This is a genomic window from Janthinobacterium sp. EB271-G4-3-2 (genome assembly GCF_020858035.1).
GTDB classification, from domain to species: domain Bacteria; phylum Pseudomonadota; class Gammaproteobacteria; order Burkholderiales; family Burkholderiaceae_D; genus Janthinobacterium; species Janthinobacterium aestuarii.
The window spans coordinates 36,062-52,483 of the sequence record NZ_JACYMG010000014.1; the positions used below are offsets into that span (position 1 = coordinate 36,062).

13 protein-coding genes are annotated in these 16,422 nt (G+C 63.8%); 10 read left to right on the top strand and 3 right to left on the bottom strand.

The features are described 5' to 3' along the window. Positions 1-74 precede the first annotated feature (74 nt). Positions 75-701: a glutathione S-transferase family protein gene (locus IGS55_RS23910; RefSeq protein ID WP_268991988.1), complete on the top strand. Its 627-nt coding sequence runs from the start codon at positions 75-77 to the stop codon at positions 699-701. Between the two features lie 187 nt (positions 702-888). After that, entirely contained in the window at positions 889-1,053 is a 165-nt protein-coding gene (locus tag IGS55_RS23915; protein ID WP_230518257.1) for a hypothetical protein, read from the top strand. Here IGS55_RS23915 and IGS55_RS23920 read toward each other — a convergent pair. The 3 genes from IGS55_RS23920 to IGS55_RS23930 form a co-directional block, all read right to left on the bottom strand. Beyond that, positions 1,050-1,898, bottom strand: coding sequence for an HDOD domain-containing protein (locus tag IGS55_RS23920; RefSeq protein WP_034745523.1), 849 nt, complete (start codon positions 1,896-1,898; stop codon positions 1,050-1,052). The two genes, IGS55_RS23915 and IGS55_RS23920, sit on opposite strands and share 4 nt — an antisense overlap. 269 nt (positions 1,899-2,167) lie before the next feature. Continuing rightward, the gene (locus IGS55_RS23925; protein ID WP_034778933.1) at positions 2,168-2,452 is read right to left on the bottom strand and encodes a hypothetical protein; all 285 of its coding nucleotides are present in this window, start codon (positions 2,450-2,452) and stop codon (positions 2,168-2,170) included. A 45-nt stretch (positions 2,453-2,497) separates the two neighbouring features. Further along, entirely contained in the window at positions 2,498-2,932 is a 435-nt protein-coding gene (locus IGS55_RS23930; RefSeq protein WP_181877996.1) for a MarR family transcriptional regulator, read from the bottom strand. 131 nt (positions 2,933-3,063) lie between these two features. On the opposite strand from IGS55_RS23930, the gene IGS55_RS23935 reads away from it, so the two are divergent. From IGS55_RS23935 to IGS55_RS23970, 8 genes are all read left to right on the top strand, one after another. Next, positions 3,064-4,008, top strand: a complete 945-nt coding sequence (locus IGS55_RS23935; protein ID WP_058051011.1) for a GlxA family transcriptional regulator — start codon at positions 3,064-3,066, stop codon at positions 4,006-4,008. 140 nt (positions 4,009-4,148) lie between these two features. Next, complete coding sequence (astC, locus tag IGS55_RS23940) at positions 4,149-5,390, top strand: acetylornithine/succinylornithine family transaminase (protein WP_070220673.1); 1,242 nt, start codon at positions 4,149-4,151, stop codon at positions 5,388-5,390. A 94-nt stretch (positions 5,391-5,484) separates the two neighbouring features. Further along, positions 5,485-6,516, top strand: a complete 1,032-nt coding sequence (locus tag IGS55_RS23945; RefSeq protein ID WP_230518256.1) for an arginine N-succinyltransferase — start codon at positions 5,485-5,487, stop codon at positions 6,514-6,516. Between the two features lie 13 nt (positions 6,517-6,529). Further along, the gene (gene astA, locus IGS55_RS23950) at positions 6,530-7,582 is read left to right on the top strand and encodes an arginine N-succinyltransferase (protein ID WP_230518255.1); all 1,053 of its coding nucleotides are present in this window, start codon (positions 6,530-6,532) and stop codon (positions 7,580-7,582) included. Then, positions 7,575-9,065 carry a succinylglutamate-semialdehyde dehydrogenase gene (gene astD / locus IGS55_RS23955; protein WP_230518254.1) on the top strand — a complete coding sequence of 497 codons (1,491 nt, stop codon included), beginning with the start codon at positions 7,575-7,577 and terminating at the stop codon, positions 9,063-9,065. The genes astA and astD overlap by 8 nt, the downstream gene beginning before the upstream one ends. Before the next feature lie 16 nt (positions 9,066-9,081). Beyond that, positions 9,082-10,422 (top strand): N-succinylarginine dihydrolase, encoded by a 1,341-nt coding sequence (gene astB, locus IGS55_RS23960; RefSeq protein ID WP_230518253.1) that lies wholly within the window; start codon positions 9,082-9,084, stop codon positions 10,420-10,422. Between the two features lie 149 nt (positions 10,423-10,571). Continuing rightward, positions 10,572-15,299 carry an NAD-glutamate dehydrogenase domain-containing protein gene (locus tag IGS55_RS23965; RefSeq protein ID WP_230518252.1) on the top strand — a complete coding sequence of 1,576 codons (4,728 nt, stop codon included), beginning with the start codon at positions 10,572-10,574 and terminating at the stop codon, positions 15,297-15,299. Then, on the top strand, positions 15,299-16,282 hold the full coding sequence (locus tag IGS55_RS23970; RefSeq protein WP_230518251.1) for a succinylglutamate desuccinylase: 984 nt from the start codon (positions 15,299-15,301) through the stop codon (positions 16,280-16,282). The genes IGS55_RS23965 and IGS55_RS23970 overlap by 1 nt, the downstream gene beginning before the upstream one ends. The last annotated feature ends 140 nt before the right edge of the window (positions 16,283-16,422 follow it).

The window sequence follows — 16,422 nt, forward strand, 5'->3', positions numbered from 1 at the left end:
TATCCGCTCCTGACAAAAACTGTCAGTGACGGCGACTACGATGGTGGCTTCTTCACTCACCGGAGCCATCTATCATGCGCTTGTACCACCACCCCATGTCTTCGAATGCCCGCCGTGCCCTGATGACGGCGATCCACCTCGGCCTGCCTCTGGAGCTGGCCGAAGTCGACTTGATGAATGCGGACGACCGCCGCCGCCTGGTGGAACTGAACCCGAACGGCAAAGTGCCCGTGCTGGCCGATGGCGATTTTCTGCTGTGGGAATCGTGCGCCATCATGCAATACCTGGCCGAGCAGGTGCCGGGCCAGACGATTTATCCGCAGGCGCCGCAAGCGCGCGCCGACGTCAACCGCTGGCTGTTCTGGGCCGCGCAGCACTTCGCGCCCGCCATCAGCGTGCTGGCCTGGGAACGCGCCTGGAAAGGCATGACGGGCAATGGTCCCGCGGACCCGCTGGAAGAGGCGCGCGGCGAGCACGAACTGCATGCCTGCGCCGTGGTGCTGGACGCGCATCTGGCGCGGCGTGACTGGCTCTGCGGCGATGCCTTGAGCCTGGCCGAGTTCGCCGTGGCCGCGCCGCTGATGTACAGCGAGGCCGTGCGGCTGCCGCTGGCACAGTACCAGCACATCCAGGCGTGGTTTGCCCGCGTGCGCCAACTGCGCGCCTGGCAGGAAACGGACGTGGAACTGTTGCCGGGATAATCTGCGCGCTAAGTGAGCCAGCGCACGGAGCCGGCGCGGCGCACCGCATAAGATAGGGCTGTCTCTTTCAGGACATCCCTAGCTTTGGACTTTACCCGCTTTCGAGCGGGTTTTTTTTTGAATAGCGGCTTGATAAATTGATAATCGCTGCACAGATGGGGCACATCCCATTTCCAGCAGGTACGCCATGTTCATGCCACGCCATCCGAAACCCCTGTTGAGTACAAAAGCGGTGGCCATGCAAGTTGTCGAGCAGAAGCAGGGAACGCAGGCCATGGACAAGCATGTGCTGATCGTCGATACGCTCAAGCCGGCGGCACCGCCGCCGGTCGTCAAGAAGCCGGCAGGCTAGTGCACGAGCACTTTGAGCAGCGATTGCACTTCATCGTCCGATTCTTCCATGATGCTCGACAAGGTTGCATCGTCGCCGATCAGGCAATCGATGCTGCGCGCGGCGCGGGCCGCCCGCACGGCGATGGCGGCCGGGCTTTCGTTGAGCGGTGACGAGACGGGCGCCAGGTCATTTGCCAGCAGCAGGGTGTCGCCCAGCGATTCGGGCGGGATGGCGCGCAAGCCTTCCCACAGCGCATCGATGGCGCCCCTGACCGCTTCCGGCACCTTCAGTTTGGCCAGGACGCCGTGGCCGATGGCCTGTTCGCCATGTTCGACCCAGTCTTCCGGTTCGCCGTCGAGGATGCCGGGGAATTCGGCCGCGCGCGACAGCAGATAAAAGCCGCCCACTTCATGCATGATGCCGGCAAACAGGGCCGTATCGGGGTCCACCTTGGTGACGCGGCGGGCCAGTACCTGCGACAGGGCCGCCACGTGGGCCGTATGCTCCCACAGCTGGTTGGCCTTCGCCTGCAGCACGGGATCGGTGATGGTGCTGCCCAGCTGGCGCACGATCAGCGATGCCACCACCGACTGCAGGGTACGCACGCCTAGCCGCTGCACGGCATTGCGCACGCTGGTGATTTCATTGCCGGAACGGTTGAACGCCACGGAATTGGCGATGGCCACCGTGCGCGCGGCCAGCAGCGGATCTGCCTGCACCAGCTTGGCGGCGGCCTCGATATGGCAGTCGGGATCGGCCAGCGCCTCTTGCAGCTTGAGCGAAGCGTCCACATTGGCAGGAAAGGTCAGCTCGCCACGAGCGGCTTGTGCGGCGATGCTTTTAAAGGCGTCGAGTCTGTTCATTGAAAAAATTATACTCGCAATATTTCCGTGCGGAACTTTTTAGCCATGATCTTTTCGCAAACAGCTTAGCAAAAGGCAAGCAAAGCCCTGTAAACGGAAAAAGGCATGCCGAATCGTGACATGCCTTTTTAACGACAGCGATCGTCACAGCGCTGGACAGGACCATTGCGAGCGGATGGGATTTTGGGCCGAGAAGCGCAACCGTACTTTAGTACGGTGAGCATCGCCGGCCGCAAAGCGCACCGCGCAGCAGGTCCTGTTCAGCGCTATTACAGCGACTCACTAAAGATTGCGTCGCAGCCTTCGACGAGTTCGTCGCTGTCTTCCAGCTCATCGGTCAAGCCCAGGTCGAACAGTTCCTCGACGGCGTTCATGAAGCTGTTGTGCTTGGTGGCGCCGATCAGGCGGTAGATTTCGCCGTCTTCGTTGCGCACGCCGATGATCAGTTTTTCCTGGCGTACCAGTTCCGGCGTGCTGGCGTTGAGCAGCAGGTTGCCGATGATGTGTTTATCGAAATGAGCAGGCTTTTTGCCTTCGAGCAGTGAGGTTTTCAACTTGGTTTCCTTTGTCTTGTTTGAATGTCTGTGCTTGGTGTATGGTCAGCCGTGGCCGTTGGCAATGGCGTGCTTCAATCCTGCCAGCGTCGTTTCCAACCGCATGAAATCATCTTCGGTATAGCCGTCGAACAGACGCTGGCCCTGCTTTGTCAGCTTGGGGAACACGTCCTGAAACACTTGCTCGCCCTCGCAGCTCAGGCGCACGTAATAGGAACGCTTGTCGCGTGGACAACGTTCGCGTATCACCAGCCCCTTTTGTTCCAGCCGGTCCACCACGCCCGTCAAAGTACCCTTGGTAATCAGGGTTTTCTGGCCCAGTTCCTTGTAGGACATGCCGGGGGTGTTGCCGAGCGTGGCAATGATGTCGAATTGCGCATGCGTCAAGCCGTACTGGCGCACGAAGTCGCTAGAAAACCGCTCGAAGCCTTGCATGCATTCGGCCAGCAGCCGGATACTTTTTAAATATCGTTCACCCATGGGGGGGATTATATCCTTCCGCTCCGCTTTTTTCCGCCGCGCCAGGATGTGCCCTTGCATGAGGGGCGCGACGGGGCGGAAGTCCGGTATCATGTGGGCAACTCAGCCCTTGCCTTTGGTCCGCCTCGCCGATGTCCTTCGCTAATCTTTCCCGTATCGGCCTCGACAAACCGCTGCGTTTGCTGCTGGTCCATGCCGGCGACGCCGAGTCGATCACCTGGGCCGGCCTGGTGCAGCCGCTGCGCCTGTGCGCGCGGGCGCTGGGGCCGGAGGCCCTGCAACTGGACGTGCGCACGCCGGAACAGGTGGCCGCGCAGGGCGGCAACTGGCATATCGCGCTGCTGGTGGCCGACGAGACGCAAGCGCCGCTGCGCGCCGAGCTGTGCCGGGCCGTGATCGAGCGCTGCCGTTCGGCGCCGTTCTGGGGCGGCGTGGGTGCGGCCGTGCTGTGGCTGGCCGACGCGGGCGTGATGGATGGCGTGCGCATCGCCTTGCCCTGGGCCCTGTACGCCGATGCGGAAGCGAAGGCCGAACGGGCCATCCTGACGCCGCACCTGTTCGACATCGACGGCCCGCACATCACCTGCTGCGGCGGCGCGGCCAGCATCGACTTTTCGCTGACCCTGATCGAAACCATCTTTGGCGCCGACGTGCAGGCGCTCGTCAAGGAAGCGCTGTGCGTGGACAAGGTGCGCGGCAAGGAAGAGCGCCAGAGGGTGGCCCTGCAGGCGCGTTTCGGCGTGCTGCAGCCCAAGCTTTCCGAGGCGGTGACCTTGATGGAAGCCAATATCGAGGAACCGCTGTCGACCGACGACATCGCCAGCCTGGTGGGCCTGTCGCGGCGCCAGCTCGAGCGTCTGTTCAAGCAATACCTGGGCAGCCTGCCGTCGCGCTACTACCTGGAGCTGCGGCTGCAGCGCTCACGGCAACTGTTGCTCGATACACATTATTCCATTGTGCAAGTAGGCCTGATGTGCGGCTTTTCCTCCGGCTCGCACTTTTCCACGGCCTTTGGCACCCTGTTTGGCAATACCCCGCGCGAAGAACGGCAGCGCAAGCTCATGCCCCCTGTGTGATGAAGGCAAGCCCGGCTGTGATGAATTGTGAAAATCCTTGTCGCAGATTCAAAAGAGTTTTAGCATCCCGCTTTTTATAATGCAGTACACACGTAGCTGTCGTAGCTGCGGAGTACCTAACATATTGATGGGGAAATGCTATGAATGCCAAGCTTGATTCGACCGTAACGGCTCGTCCAGTCACCCGGGAAACCTTTGACCAGGTCCTCGTTCCTACCTACGCCCCTGCAGCCATGGTGCCCGTGCGCGGTTCCGGACTGGATCTGTGGGACCAGTCAGGCAAGCATTACCTCGATTTCACCTCCGGCATCGCCGTCAACAGCCTCGGTCACTGCCATCCGGCCCTGGTTGACGTGCTGACCAAGCAAATCAACAACTTGTGGCATTTGGGCAACGGCTACACCAACGAGCCTGTCCTGCGCCTGGCGCTGGCCCTGACGGAAGCGACCTTCGCCGACCGCGCCTTCTTCTGCAACTCGGGCGCGGAAGCCAATGAAGCGGCCCTGAAACTGGCGCGCAAGTACGCACACACCAAGTTTGGCGCGCACAAGTCGCGCATCATCTCGTGCTTCAGCTCCTTCCACGGCCGCACCCTGTTTACGGTGTCCGTCGGCGGCCAGGCCAAGTACACGGAAGGCTTCGAGCCGCTGCCGCCATCGATCGACCACATTGCCTACAACGACATCGAAGCGGCGCGCGCCGCCATCGGCGATGACGTGTGCGCCGTGATCGTCGAGCCGGTACAAGGCGAAGGCGGCGTGGTGCCGGGCAATCCGGAGTTCCTCAAGGAGCTGCGCGCCCTGTGCGACAAGACGGGCGCCCTCTTGATTTTCGACGAAGTCCAGAGCGGCATGGGCCGCACTGGCGCCTTGTTCGCCTACATGGGCTACGGCGTCACGCCGGACATCCTGACGGCCGCCAAGGCCCTGGGCAACGGCTACCCGATCGGCGCCATGCTGACCACGAATGAGCTGGCGCAAACGCTGGCCGTCGGCACCCACGGCACCACCTACGGCGGCAACCCGCTGGCCGCCACCGTGGCCCTGACCGTGCTGGACACGATCAACACGCCGGCATTCCTGGCGCGCGTGAAAGAAGCGAGCGTCAACACCATCGCCATGCTGCAAGGCTTGATCACGGATTACCCGCAAGTGTTCTCCATCGTGCGCGGCAGCGGTTTGCTGCTGGGCCTGGTCGTCAGCGATGCCTTCAAGGGCCGCGCGAAAGACATCCAGAAAGCGGCCGAAGCGCAAGGCTTGATGGTGCTGATCGCCGGCATGGACGTGGTGCGCCTGGCGCCGGCCCTGATCGTCTCGGACGAGCAGATCGCCGAAGCGGGCCGTCTGCTGCGCGCCGCCATCGACGGCATGCTGAAAGCCTGAAGCTAGCCCCGCTCCCTGTTTGATCACCGGCCCGCCGCTTTGCTGCGGGCCGGCTTGGTTCTACCCCAGCATTGTCAGCATTGAAGGAGTACCCATGTATGTTGTCCGTCCGGTAGAAATTGCGGATATTGCAGCCCTCGAAGCGCTGGCCGCGGTAACCATGCCGGGTGTCCATACCCTGCCGAAGACGCGCGAAAAAATCGCCGCCTCCGTCGAGCGCTCCATCGCCTCGTTTGCCGCCCATGTCGACATCCCCAGCGAAGAGTCGTATCTCTTCGTGCTTGAATCCTTGCTCGACAAGAGCATCGCCGGTACGGCCGCCATCTTCGCCTCGGCCGGCTCGAACGGTACCTATTTTTCCTTCCGCAACGACGTCATCCAGCAAGTCTCGCGCGACCTGAACATCAGCCACAGCGTGCATGCGCTGACCCTGTGTTCGGAGCTGACGGCGTACTCGCAGCTGTCCGGCTTCTTTGTGCGCAACATGGAGCAGGCGGGCCTGGAAGCGGCCCTGCTGTCGCGCGCGCGGCTGCTGTTCGCCGTGCTGGCGCCGCACCGTTTCGGCGACCGCTTCTTCGTGCCGCTGGCCGGCATCACGGACGCCAACGGCCAGTCGCCGTTCTGGGATGCGCTGGGCCGCAAGTTCTTCCAGATGGATTTCCTCGATGCCGAAAAAGTCATCGGCGGTGCGCGCAACCGCACCCTGATCGTCGAACTGATGCCGCACTACCCCGTGTACGTGCCGCTGCTGCCCGGCGACGCGCAGGCGGCCATGGGCCAGATCCACCCGAGCGGCGAACTGGCGTTCAATCTGCTGACGGAAGAAGGCTTTGAAGCGGACGACTACATCGACATCTTCGATGGCGGCCCGATTTTGCAGGCGCACAAGCATGCGCTGCGCTCGTTTACGGGTTCGCTCACGCGCCGCGTCGTCGCAGGCGTCACGCCCAGCCGCACGGGCATGAAAGTCAACTATGCGGTCGCTTCCGGCGCCGAGCGAAATTTCCGCGCCGTGACCTTTGCCTGCGATGCGCTCGAAGCGCAGGACACCATCGGCTTGCCGGCGGACCTGCTCGAGGCGCTGGCCGTGGCCGAAGGCGACAGCGTCATTTGCGTGCGTATCTAAGGGAGTCAATTTTATGCTAGTAGTACGCGCCATCAACGCCAATGACCTCGATGCCCTGTACGGCCTGGCCAGCCAGGTCGGCACCGGCATGACCACCCTCAAGCCGGACATGAAAATGCTGGGCGACCGCCTGGCCATCGCCTGCGCCTCGTTCGCCGAAACCATTCCGCCCGAAAAGCGCGACTACATGTTCGTCATGGAGGATACGGACACGGGCCGCCTGGCCGGCGTGTGCGCCATCAAGGGCGCCGTGGGCCTGGACGAACCGTTCTATAACTACCGCATCGGCACCCTGGTCCATTCCAGCCGCGAGCTCGATGTGTTTACGCGCATGGAAACCTTGTACCTGTCGAACGACCTGACGGGCAGCACGGAACTGTGCTCGCTGTTTCTGCACCCCGATTACCGCAGCGGCAACAACGGCAAGCTGCTGTCGAAAAGCCGCTTCCTGTTTATCGCCCAGTTCCCGCAGCTGTTCACGGAAAAGCTGATCGCGGAAATGCGCGGCTACCAGGCGCCGGACGGCAGTTCGCCGTTTTATGAAGGCCTGGGCCGCCACTTCTTCAAGATGGATTTCCACCACGTCGACGACTTGACGAGCCTGGGTAAAAAATCCTTCATCGCCGAACTGATGCCGCGCCAGCCCATGTATGTGGCCTACCTGCCCGACGAAGCGCAGGAAGTCATCGGCAAGGTGCATCTGAGCACGGCGCCCGCGCGCCGCCTGCTGGAACAGGAAGGCTTGCACTTCGAGGGCTATGTCGACATTTTCGACGCCGGCCCCGTGCTGCAGGCGCGCGTCTCCGAACTGCGCGCCATGCGCGACAGCATGCCGGCCGTGCTCGACGCCGCGGCTGCGCCGGAAGTGTGCGGCGATGCCGCTCAGGCCGAGCCTTACCTGGTGTCGAACACCGACCTGAAAGATTTCCGCATGATTGTCACCAGCGCCAATCCGCATAGCGGCAAGATCGCGCTCGACGACGATGAACTGCATCTGCTGCGCTGCCATCACGGCGACACCGTGCGCACCTTGTCACTCAACCCGAGGAAGCATCCCCATGTCTAACGTATTGAATCCATCTACCGCAGCATCGAACTTCATCAACGGCGCCTGGCTGCCAGGCACGGGCCGTGAACTGGCCACCATCGATCCGTCGAACGGCAAGCAGACCTGGGCCAGCCTGGAAGCGACGGAGAACGAAGTCGAACAGGCGTGCCAGGCCGCGCGCGCCGCTTTCGAAGCGTGGGCCGACACGCCCGTCGACGAGCGCATCGCCATCTGCGTGCGCTTTCGCGAACTGCTGAAGGAACATGCGGAAGCGCTGGCGCTGCTGATCTCGGAAGAAGTGGGCAAACCGCTGTGGGAGTCGCGCACGGAAGTGGCCACCATGGCCAACAAGATCGATATCTCGGTGCAGTCGTACAACGCGCGCACGGGTATCACGCAAAGCAAGATCGCCGATGGCGACGCCGTGCTGCGCCACCGTCCGCATGGCGTGTTCGGCGTCTTCGGACCATACAATTTCCCCGGCCACCTGCCGAACGGCCACATCGTGCCGGCCCTGATCGCCGGTAACACCATCGTCTTCAAACCCAGCGAATATGCGCCGCGCACGGCCATCAAAACCGTGCAGCTGTGGCAGCAGGCGGGCTTGCCGAATGGCGTCGTCAACCTCGTCAACGGCGGACGCGACACGGGCGTGGCGCTGGGCGCCAATCCACACCTTGACGGCGTATTGTTTACGGGTTCGTGCCAGACGGGCATCAGCCTGCATCGCCAGTTCGGCGGCCAGCCGGGCAAGATGCTGGCGCTGGAAATGGGCGGCAACAACGCCCTCGTCGTATGGGACGTCAAGGATGTCGACGCGGCCGTACACCACGCGATCTTCTCCGCCTTTGTCTCGGCCGGCCAGCGCTGCACCTGCGCGCGCCGCTTGGTGGTGCAGGATAACGCTTTTGGCGCCGCCTTTGTGGCGCGCCTGGTGGAAGTGGCCGCGAAACTGGGTATCGGCGCTTCCGACGCCCAGCCGCAGCCGTTCATGGGCCCGGTGGTATCGAGTGCCGTGGCAAAACGCCTGGTGCAGGCGCAGGCGGACATGGTCGCCAAGGGCGGTACCACCTTGCTGCAGATGCGCCAGTTGAATCCCGAGGCGGGCTTTGTGACGGCCGGCATCGTTGACGTGACTGGTGCTGTCGGCATTCCCGACGAAGAGTGGTTCGGCCCGCTGCTGCAAGTGGTCCGCGTGGCCGATTTCAACGCGGCCCTGAAGGTTGCCAACGCCACGGAATTCGGCTTGGCCGCGGCGCTGCTGTCCGACGATCCGGCCCTGTGGCAAACGTTCCAGGCGCGCGCGCGCGCCGGCATCGTCAACTGGAACCGTCCCACCACGGGCGCGGCCAGCACGGCGCCGTTTGGCGGCATCGGCAAGTCGGGCAACCACCGTCCGAGCGCCTATTACGCGGCCGATTACTGCGCCTACCCGGTTGCCTCGATCGAAAACAGCGTACTGGAACTGCCGGCCAAGCTGTCGCCCGGCCTGAATTTTTAAAAAGGACATGCCTCCCATGCACAGCACGCGCGAATACAATTTTGACGGCCTGGTCGGGCCATCGCATAACTATGCCGGACTCTCGTTCGGCAACGTGGCCTCGTTCAGCAATGTGAAAAGCGCTTCGAATCCGAAGCAGGCCGCCTTGCAGGGCCTGGCCAAGATGCGCGCCCTGGCCGCGCGCGGCTTTGCGCAAGCCTTGCTGCCGCCGCAGGACCGGCCCAATTTCCGCCTGCTGCGCTCCATCGGTTTCACGGGGACGGACGCCGAGGTGCTGGCGCGCGCCTACCAGGAGTCGCCCGTCATCCTGGCCTGCGCCTATTCCGCCTCGCCCATGTGGACGGCGAATGCCGCCACGGTCAGCCCGTCGGCCGATACGCACGATGGCCGCGTGCATTTCACGGCCGCCAACCTGAATAACAAGCTGCACCGCGCCTTCGAGCATGCGCAGTCGGCGCGCAGCCTGCGCGCCATCTTCGGCGACGAGCAGCACTTCGCCGTGCACGATGCGCTGCCGTCGACGCCCGCCTTTGGCGACGAGGGCGCGGCCAATCACACGCGTTTGGGCGCCAGCCACGGCGCGCCGTCCGTTGAATTGTTCGTGTATGGTCGCGTGGAGTTCGATCCATCGGCGCCGTCGCCGAAGCGCTACCCGGCACGCCAGACCCTGGAAGCGTCGCAAGCCGTGGCGCGATTGCACGGCCTCGACGCGAAGCGCACCGTGTACGTGCAGCAGAATCCGGAAGTGATCGACCAGGGCGTGTTCCATAACGACGTCATCGCCGTCGGCAACGGCAATGTGCTGTTCTATCACGAACAGGCGTTTGCCGATGAAGAGGCAAGCCTGTCGCAGCTGCGCCGCGCCGTCGCCGGCACGGGTGCGCAACTGGACGCGCTGCGCGTGGACACGGGCCAGGTACCGATCCAGGATGCGGTGACCAGTTATCTGTTCAACAGCCAGCTGCTGACGAAAGAGGGCGGCAAGATGGCGCTGGTGATACCGCAGGAATGCCAGGAAAACCGCGCCGTGTCGCGCTACCTGGAAGGCCTGGTGGCCAGCGGTGGACCGATCGATGAACTGATACATTTCGACCTGCGCCAGAGCATGCGCAACGGCGGCGGGCCCGCCTGCCTGCGTTTGCGCGTGGCCCTGACGGAAACCGAGGCGCGCGCCATGCACCAGGGCGTGATCATGACGGAAACACTGTACCATCGGCTGGTGCAGTGGGTGGAAAAGCACTACCGCGACCATCTGGAGCCGGGCGACCTGGCCGATCCGCAGCTGGCGCTGGAAGTGCATGCGGCGCTTGAAGAATTGACGATCATCCTCAACTTACCGGGATTGTACGACTTGTAGGCGATAGAAAAAACACAGAAAAAATCCGAGACAGACTATCCGTAGCACAGAATTGGACGGGCGACCCCCGTCTCTTGACACCGCTGCCGCCCAGCCACAAGCCCGAACGACAGCGTTGGACATTCACATTACCGTAATGGAGATGCAAGATGAATCACACGCCACAAGATTTGCGTACACAAACGCTGGAGTTGATTAACGCGGCTGGCAATGCAGGCAAGGCGGCAGCGCCTGTCGTGCAGCTGGTGCAGGCATGGCTCGACTCGCTCGACGCCGAAGACCTGGCCGACATCGCGCCCGACAGCCTGGCGCCCGTGCTGGTCGACGGCTTCACGCAAGCGGCCAAGCGCACCGGCAGCGGCTGCCAGATCGCCACCCTGCGTTATGCGGATGGCCGTGGCGGAATGGCGAGCGCCTTGCTGATCCTGAACGAAGACATGCCTTACCTGGTCGACTCCATCGTCATGGCCATGCGCCGCCAGCACCTGGCCGTGCGCGGCGTGATGAACACCGTGCTGCCCGTGCGCCGCGCCGCTGACGGCAGCGTCGAAGCGGTGCGCCAGCCGGGTGATCCGCTCGAATCGTATGTGTTGGTGCTGCTCGACGAAGAGCTGGCGCCGGAAGCCCTGGCCGCGCTGGTCGCCGCCCTGGAGACGGTCGCGCGCGACGCCGCCGTCGTACGCCGCGATGCCGCCGCCATGAGCGAGCGCCTGGCCGCCGTCGCCACGGCAGCATCGCAGCATGGCGAAGAAGGCGCGGAAGTGGCCGCCTTCCTGGAATGGGCCCGCAGCGGCGGCTTTGAAGTCTTCGGCTACGCCTATTACCGCGTCAAGCCGGGCGTGCGTGAACTGGAACGCGACATTCCGAGCCGTGTCGGCGTGCTGCAGGATACGGCGCACCCCGTCTACGGCACCTGCCTGGCGAATATCCCGGGCGACTTCGACACCCTGGCCAAGCGCGACTCGGCGCTGTCCATCGTCAAGGCCGACGTGGCGGGCACTTTGCACCGCGACCAGCAGCTCGATTTCATCGGCGTGCGCGACATGGATGCGCAAGGCGCGATCCTCGGCGAGCATTGCTTCGTCGGTCTGTTTACCCGCGCGGGCAATTCCACCCCGCTGGCGGCGCTGCCGTTTGCGCGCGGCCGCGTGGCCAAGGTTTTGAGCCTGGCCGGCGTGCGCCAGCAAGGCTTCCGTGCCGAGAAATTCCGCGAAATCCTCGAATCGCTGCCGCGCACGGAAGCGCTGGAAGCGGATCTCGATTGGCTGGCGCAAGTGTGCGGTTCCGTCGTTTCGCTGTACAAGCAGCCGCGCACCAAGGTTTTTGCGCGCCGCGACGTGTATGCGCGCCACCTGAACGTGCTGGTCTATCTGCCGCGCGAGCGCTACAGCGCCAGCGTCGCATCGAGCCTGGCAAAAGCCCTGCAAGCCAGTTCCGGCGCCACGCACGTGAGCATGCAAACCCTGGTGGCCGACGGTCCTCTGGCGCGCGTCTACCTGATCGCCCACGCCGCGCGCTATCCGCTGGACCTGGAAACGGATATCGAACAGCCGCTGCTGAGCGTACTCGATGGCTGGCATAACGGCTTTGCCGCCGTGGCCGACGCCGTGCCCGACGTGGCCCTGCGCACCAGCCTGCGCAAACTGTGCGCCACGTTACCGCTCGATTACGTGGCCGCCACCGCGCCGGCCGTCGCCTTCCGCGACCTCGACACCATCTTGCGCAATACGGATCCGGCGCACGTGGCCGTGCGCATCGAAACGGGCTTTGTGACCACGATTCGTCTGTATTCGGCCAACAAGGTGCCGCCGCTGTCGACCATCCTGCCGGCGCTGCACAACGCGGGCGTGGCCATCGACCGCGAACAGGCGTATTCCGTTTCGCTGGCCGACGGCACGCGCTATTTCGTCACCAGCCTGACGGTCGATGCCGCCAGCGCGGCGAAACTGGCGCAGCCATCCGTCGTCGCCGTGGCGCAGGAATTGTTTGCCGCCCTGTTCAACGACACGGCCGAAGATGGCCGCCTGAATGGCCTCGTCATCGAAGGCGGCTTGTCGACGCGCGAAGTGCAGCTGGTGCGCGCCTATACCAGCTACTGGCGCCAGACGGGCAGCCGCTTCTCGGTACGCTACATCGCCGAAAGCCTGCGCAAGCAGCCGACCCAGGTCAAAGCCCTGGTGGAAGCGTTCCTGCAGCGCTTCGATCCTTCGCTGTCCGACGCGCAGCATGCGACGGCCCTGGAAAGCATCGCCGCCATCAAGGCCGGCCTGCCCTCCGTGAACCATGCCGATACCGAGGAAATCCTCGGCGCGCTGGCCGACCTGATGGCCGCCACCCTGCGCACCAGCTACTTCCAGAACAATCAACAAGGCGACAAGATCATCTTCAAGTTCGACACCAGCAGCCTGGCGCTGGTGCCGGAACCGCGTCCTTACCGCGAGATTTTCGTCTTCTCGCGCCGCTTCGAAGGCGTGCACCTGCGCGGCGGCCCTGTCGCCCGCGGCGGCTTGCGCTGGTCCGACCGCATGGAAGACTACCGCACGGAAGTCCTGGGTCTGGTGAAAGCGCAGATGGTCAAAAACGCCGTCATCGTGCCGGCCGGTGCGAAGGGCGGTTTTGTCTGCAAGATGATGCCGAAGGACGCCGTGCGTGAAACCATCGCGGCCGAAGGCGAAGCCGTCTACCGCCTGTTCATTTCCAGCCTGCTGGAAGTGACGGACAACCGCTCGCTGGGCAATATCGTCCCGCCAGTCGACACCGTGTGCTTCGACGACGCCGACCCGTATCTGGTGGTGGCGGCCGACAAGGGCACGGCCACGTTCTCGGACATCGCCAACGGCATCGCCGTGCAGCGCGGTTTCTGGCTCGGCGACGCGTTCGCCTCGGGCGGCTCGAACGGCTACGACCACAAGAAACTGGGCATCACCGCCAAGGGCGCGTTCGAAGCCGTGAAGCGCCACTTCTATGAAATGGACCACGACCTGAACACCACTCCGATCACCATGGTCGGCGTGGGCGACATGTCGGGCGACGTGTTCGGCAACGGCGTATTGCTGTCGCGCCAGCTGAAACTGGTGGCCGCGTTCGACCATCGCCACATTTTCCTCGACCCGACACCGGACGTCGCCGTCTCGTTCGAGGAACGCGCGCGCCTGTTCGCCTTGCCGCGCTCCTCGTGGGACGATTACAACAAGGAGCTGATCTCGACAGGCGGCGGCGTGTATCCGCGCACCGCCCGCACGATCGAACTGTCGCCGCAAATCCGCACCGCGCTCGATATCGCGGAAACCTCGTTGCCGCCGGAAGAACTGATGCACCGCATCCTGAAATCGCCCGTGGACCTGTTCTACAACGGCGGCATCGGCACCTACATCAAGGCATCGACGGAGAGCCACGCGCAAGTGAAGGACCGCGCGAATGATCACATCCGCGTCAGCGGCAATGAGCTGCGCGTGAAAGTCGTGGCCGAAGGGGGCAATCTGGGCGCGACGCAGGCTGGCCGTATCGAGTTCGCGCTGGCGGGCGGCCGCATCTTCACCGATGCGATCGACAACTCGGCCGGCGTGGATTGCTCGGACCATGAAGTGAACGTGAAAATCTGGCTGGACGTGGAAGTCAACGCGGGCAAGCTGACGGAAGAAGAACGCAACCGCGAGCTGTATGCGATGACGGACGACGTCGAGCGCCTGGTCTTGCGCGACAACACGCAGCAGACGCATTTGCTGGTGCGCGAGTTGCAGGCGCAAAGCGAAAGCGCCGTGCAGGATGGTTATGCCGCCCTGATCGCCAGCCTGGAAGAAGAGGGCGCGCTGTCGCGCGAACTGGAGCAGCTGCCGTCGGTGGCCGAACTGGCACGCCGCAAAGCCGACGGTCGTGGCCTGACCACGCCGGAACTGGCGGTGGTGATCGCCAACGTGAAGAACCGCTTCAAGCGCATCCTGTCCGCCCTGCCGTTGACCGACGAAACGTGGGCCGAGCCGGTGCTGAAACCGTACTTCCCATCCCTGCTGGTGGAAACCCGTTCGGCGCTCGACCACCCGCTGGCCAACGCCATCCTGGCGACCGTGCTGGCCAATGAAGTGATCAACCGCTGCGGCCCGCTGATGATCCGCAACCTGGCGGCGGAACACGGCGTGGCCGAGTCAAGCGTGATCCTGGCCTGGGGCCAGGCATGGGTGGCGCTGAACCTGGCGCCCGTGTTCGACGCGCTCGATGCGGATGCCTTGACGGTGCCGCGCGACGTGTCGATCAAGGTCGATGCGCAAACGCGCGTGCTGCAGCAAACGATGATCGCCGGCGTGCTGTCGGTGCCGGCCGAGCAGTTGCGCGGCGCCGGCCTGGCCGAACTGACTGGTTTGTTTGGCGCGGAATCGAAACGCGAGCTGCTCAAAGCCGTTGGCATCAAGTCGGAAGCGGCGCTGGTGCCGGGCCTGACGCCGGCCTTCGTGCAGGCGTGGGATGCGGTCGATGCGCTGGAAGTCGTGGCCGGCTTCCTGTTCCCGGCCCTGTCCGTGGCGCGTCCTGCTTCGATGGATCTGGCCGCGTTCCTGCAAGTGGGCCTGGCCCTGCGCAGCCAGGCGGGCATCGATACGCTGGAACGTGGCTTGAAGCTGGCCGCGCAAGGCAAGTCGCAGGAACAGTTGCGCAACTATGCGCAGCAAGCGCTGCGCCGCACGCAACAGCGTCTGCTGACGCAGGTGCTGGCGCGCGCCGAGCAAGGCAATGCCGGCCAGGCCGTCGATGCGGTGACGGGCGCGCTGGGCCTCTCGGCCTATGTGGCGGCGACGGAACTGGAGCAAGCCATGCTGGACGTGTGGACCTTGTCGGAAGCCGTGAATAAAATCACGGCGAAAACCCCAGCGGAAGCGGCGGTGTAATGACGCAAAAAGTAACACAGGTAGTGCAGGCGCTGGCGCAGGCCGATTTCAGCGGCGTGGCCCAGTTGTTTTCGGACGCCGGTTTCACGGTGGCCTTGCCGGCGCCCGGCATGCTGCAAGTCGTCAAACCGGGAGCCGGCCGCGCCAGCGTGGCCGTCTCGGTGGGCGTGCATGGCGACGAGACGGGACCGATCGAAGTGCTGGCGCATCTGCTCGACGCCTTGTCGCGCGATGCATCGAAGCTGGCCGTCGATTTGCTCGTTTGCGTGGGCAATGTCGATGCGATCCGGGCCGGCAAGCGTTTCATCGACGCCGACCTCAATCGCATGTTCCGCCCCGTACGGGGCAGCCTGGCGCAAGCGGCGGAAAGCGCGCGCGCCGATGAAATGATCGCCGCGACAACAGCGTTCTTTGAAGCGGCCGGTCCCGTGCGCTGGCACCTGGATTTGCACACGGCCATCCGGCCGTCCGTGTACCCTACGTTTGCCATCGTGCCGGACCTGGTGGCCGACGACGCCAAGGCACAGCTGATAGCCTGGCTGGGCCAGGCGGCCATCGGCGCCATCATCATGAACCCGCAGTCGGCCGGCACGTATAGCTATTATTCGGCCGAGCATTTCGGCGCGGCCGCCAGCACGGTGGAACTGGGCCGCGTGGGCACCCTGGGGCAGAACGATTTGTCCCTGTTCGACGACGTGTCGCGGGCGCTCGATGGCCTGCTGCGCGGCCTGCCTGCGCAGCCCGTCAAGGCGCAACCGCACGTGTTCAAGGTGGCGCAGGAAATCATCAAGCACAGCGATGAATTCCGCATGGCTTTTGACCGCGGCACGCAGAATTTCACGTCCCTGCCGCAGCACGCCGTGATCGCCAGCGATGGCGACCATGTGTACACGGTGCGGCACGCGGAAGAGCTGGTGGTGTTCCCGAACCCGGACGTGCGCGTGGGCTTGCGCGCGGGACTGATGGTGGTGCGCGTGTCCTGATCTTCAAGCCATGCACAGCAGCAGGCGCCAGCCGGGGAAACCCGTCTGGCGCTTTTTTTATGGAAAAATGCCACATAGAAATAATTATCCATTAGGCAATCAATTGATTTAAAATATTTACCCTTTGCAATTTTTTGGAC

Coding starts and splice junctions, on each gene's coding strand:
- astA (WP_230518255.1), top strand. CDS start 6,530: ATGCTAGTAGTACGCGCCATCAACGCCAATGACCTCGATGCCCTGTAC.
- IGS55_RS23965 (WP_230518252.1), top strand. CDS start 10,572: ATGAATCACACGCCACAAGATTTGCGTACACAAACGCTGGAGTTGATT.
- IGS55_RS23970 (WP_230518251.1), top strand. CDS start 15,299: ATGACGCAAAAAGTAACACAGGTAGTGCAGGCGCTGGCGCAGGCCGAT.
- astC (WP_070220673.1), top strand. CDS start 4,149: ATGAATGCCAAGCTTGATTCGACCGTAACGGCTCGTCCAGTCACCCGG.
- IGS55_RS23910 (WP_268991988.1), top strand. CDS start 75: ATGCGCTTGTACCACCACCCCATGTCTTCGAATGCCCGCCGTGCCCTG.
- astB (WP_230518253.1), top strand. CDS start 9,082: ATGCACAGCACGCGCGAATACAATTTTGACGGCCTGGTCGGGCCATCG.
- IGS55_RS23930 (WP_181877996.1), bottom strand. CDS start 2,932: ATGGGTGAACGATATTTAAAAAGTATCCGGCTGCTGGCCGAATGCATG.
- IGS55_RS23920 (WP_034745523.1), bottom strand. CDS start 1,898: ATGAACAGACTCGACGCCTTTAAAAGCATCGCCGCACAAGCCGCTCGT.
- IGS55_RS23935 (WP_058051011.1), top strand. CDS start 3,064: ATGTCCTTCGCTAATCTTTCCCGTATCGGCCTCGACAAACCGCTGCGT.
- astD (WP_230518254.1), top strand. CDS start 7,575: ATGTCTAACGTATTGAATCCATCTACCGCAGCATCGAACTTCATCAAC.
- IGS55_RS23945 (WP_230518256.1), top strand. CDS start 5,485: ATGTATGTTGTCCGTCCGGTAGAAATTGCGGATATTGCAGCCCTCGAA.
- IGS55_RS23915 (WP_230518257.1), top strand. CDS start 889: ATGTTCATGCCACGCCATCCGAAACCCCTGTTGAGTACAAAAGCGGTG.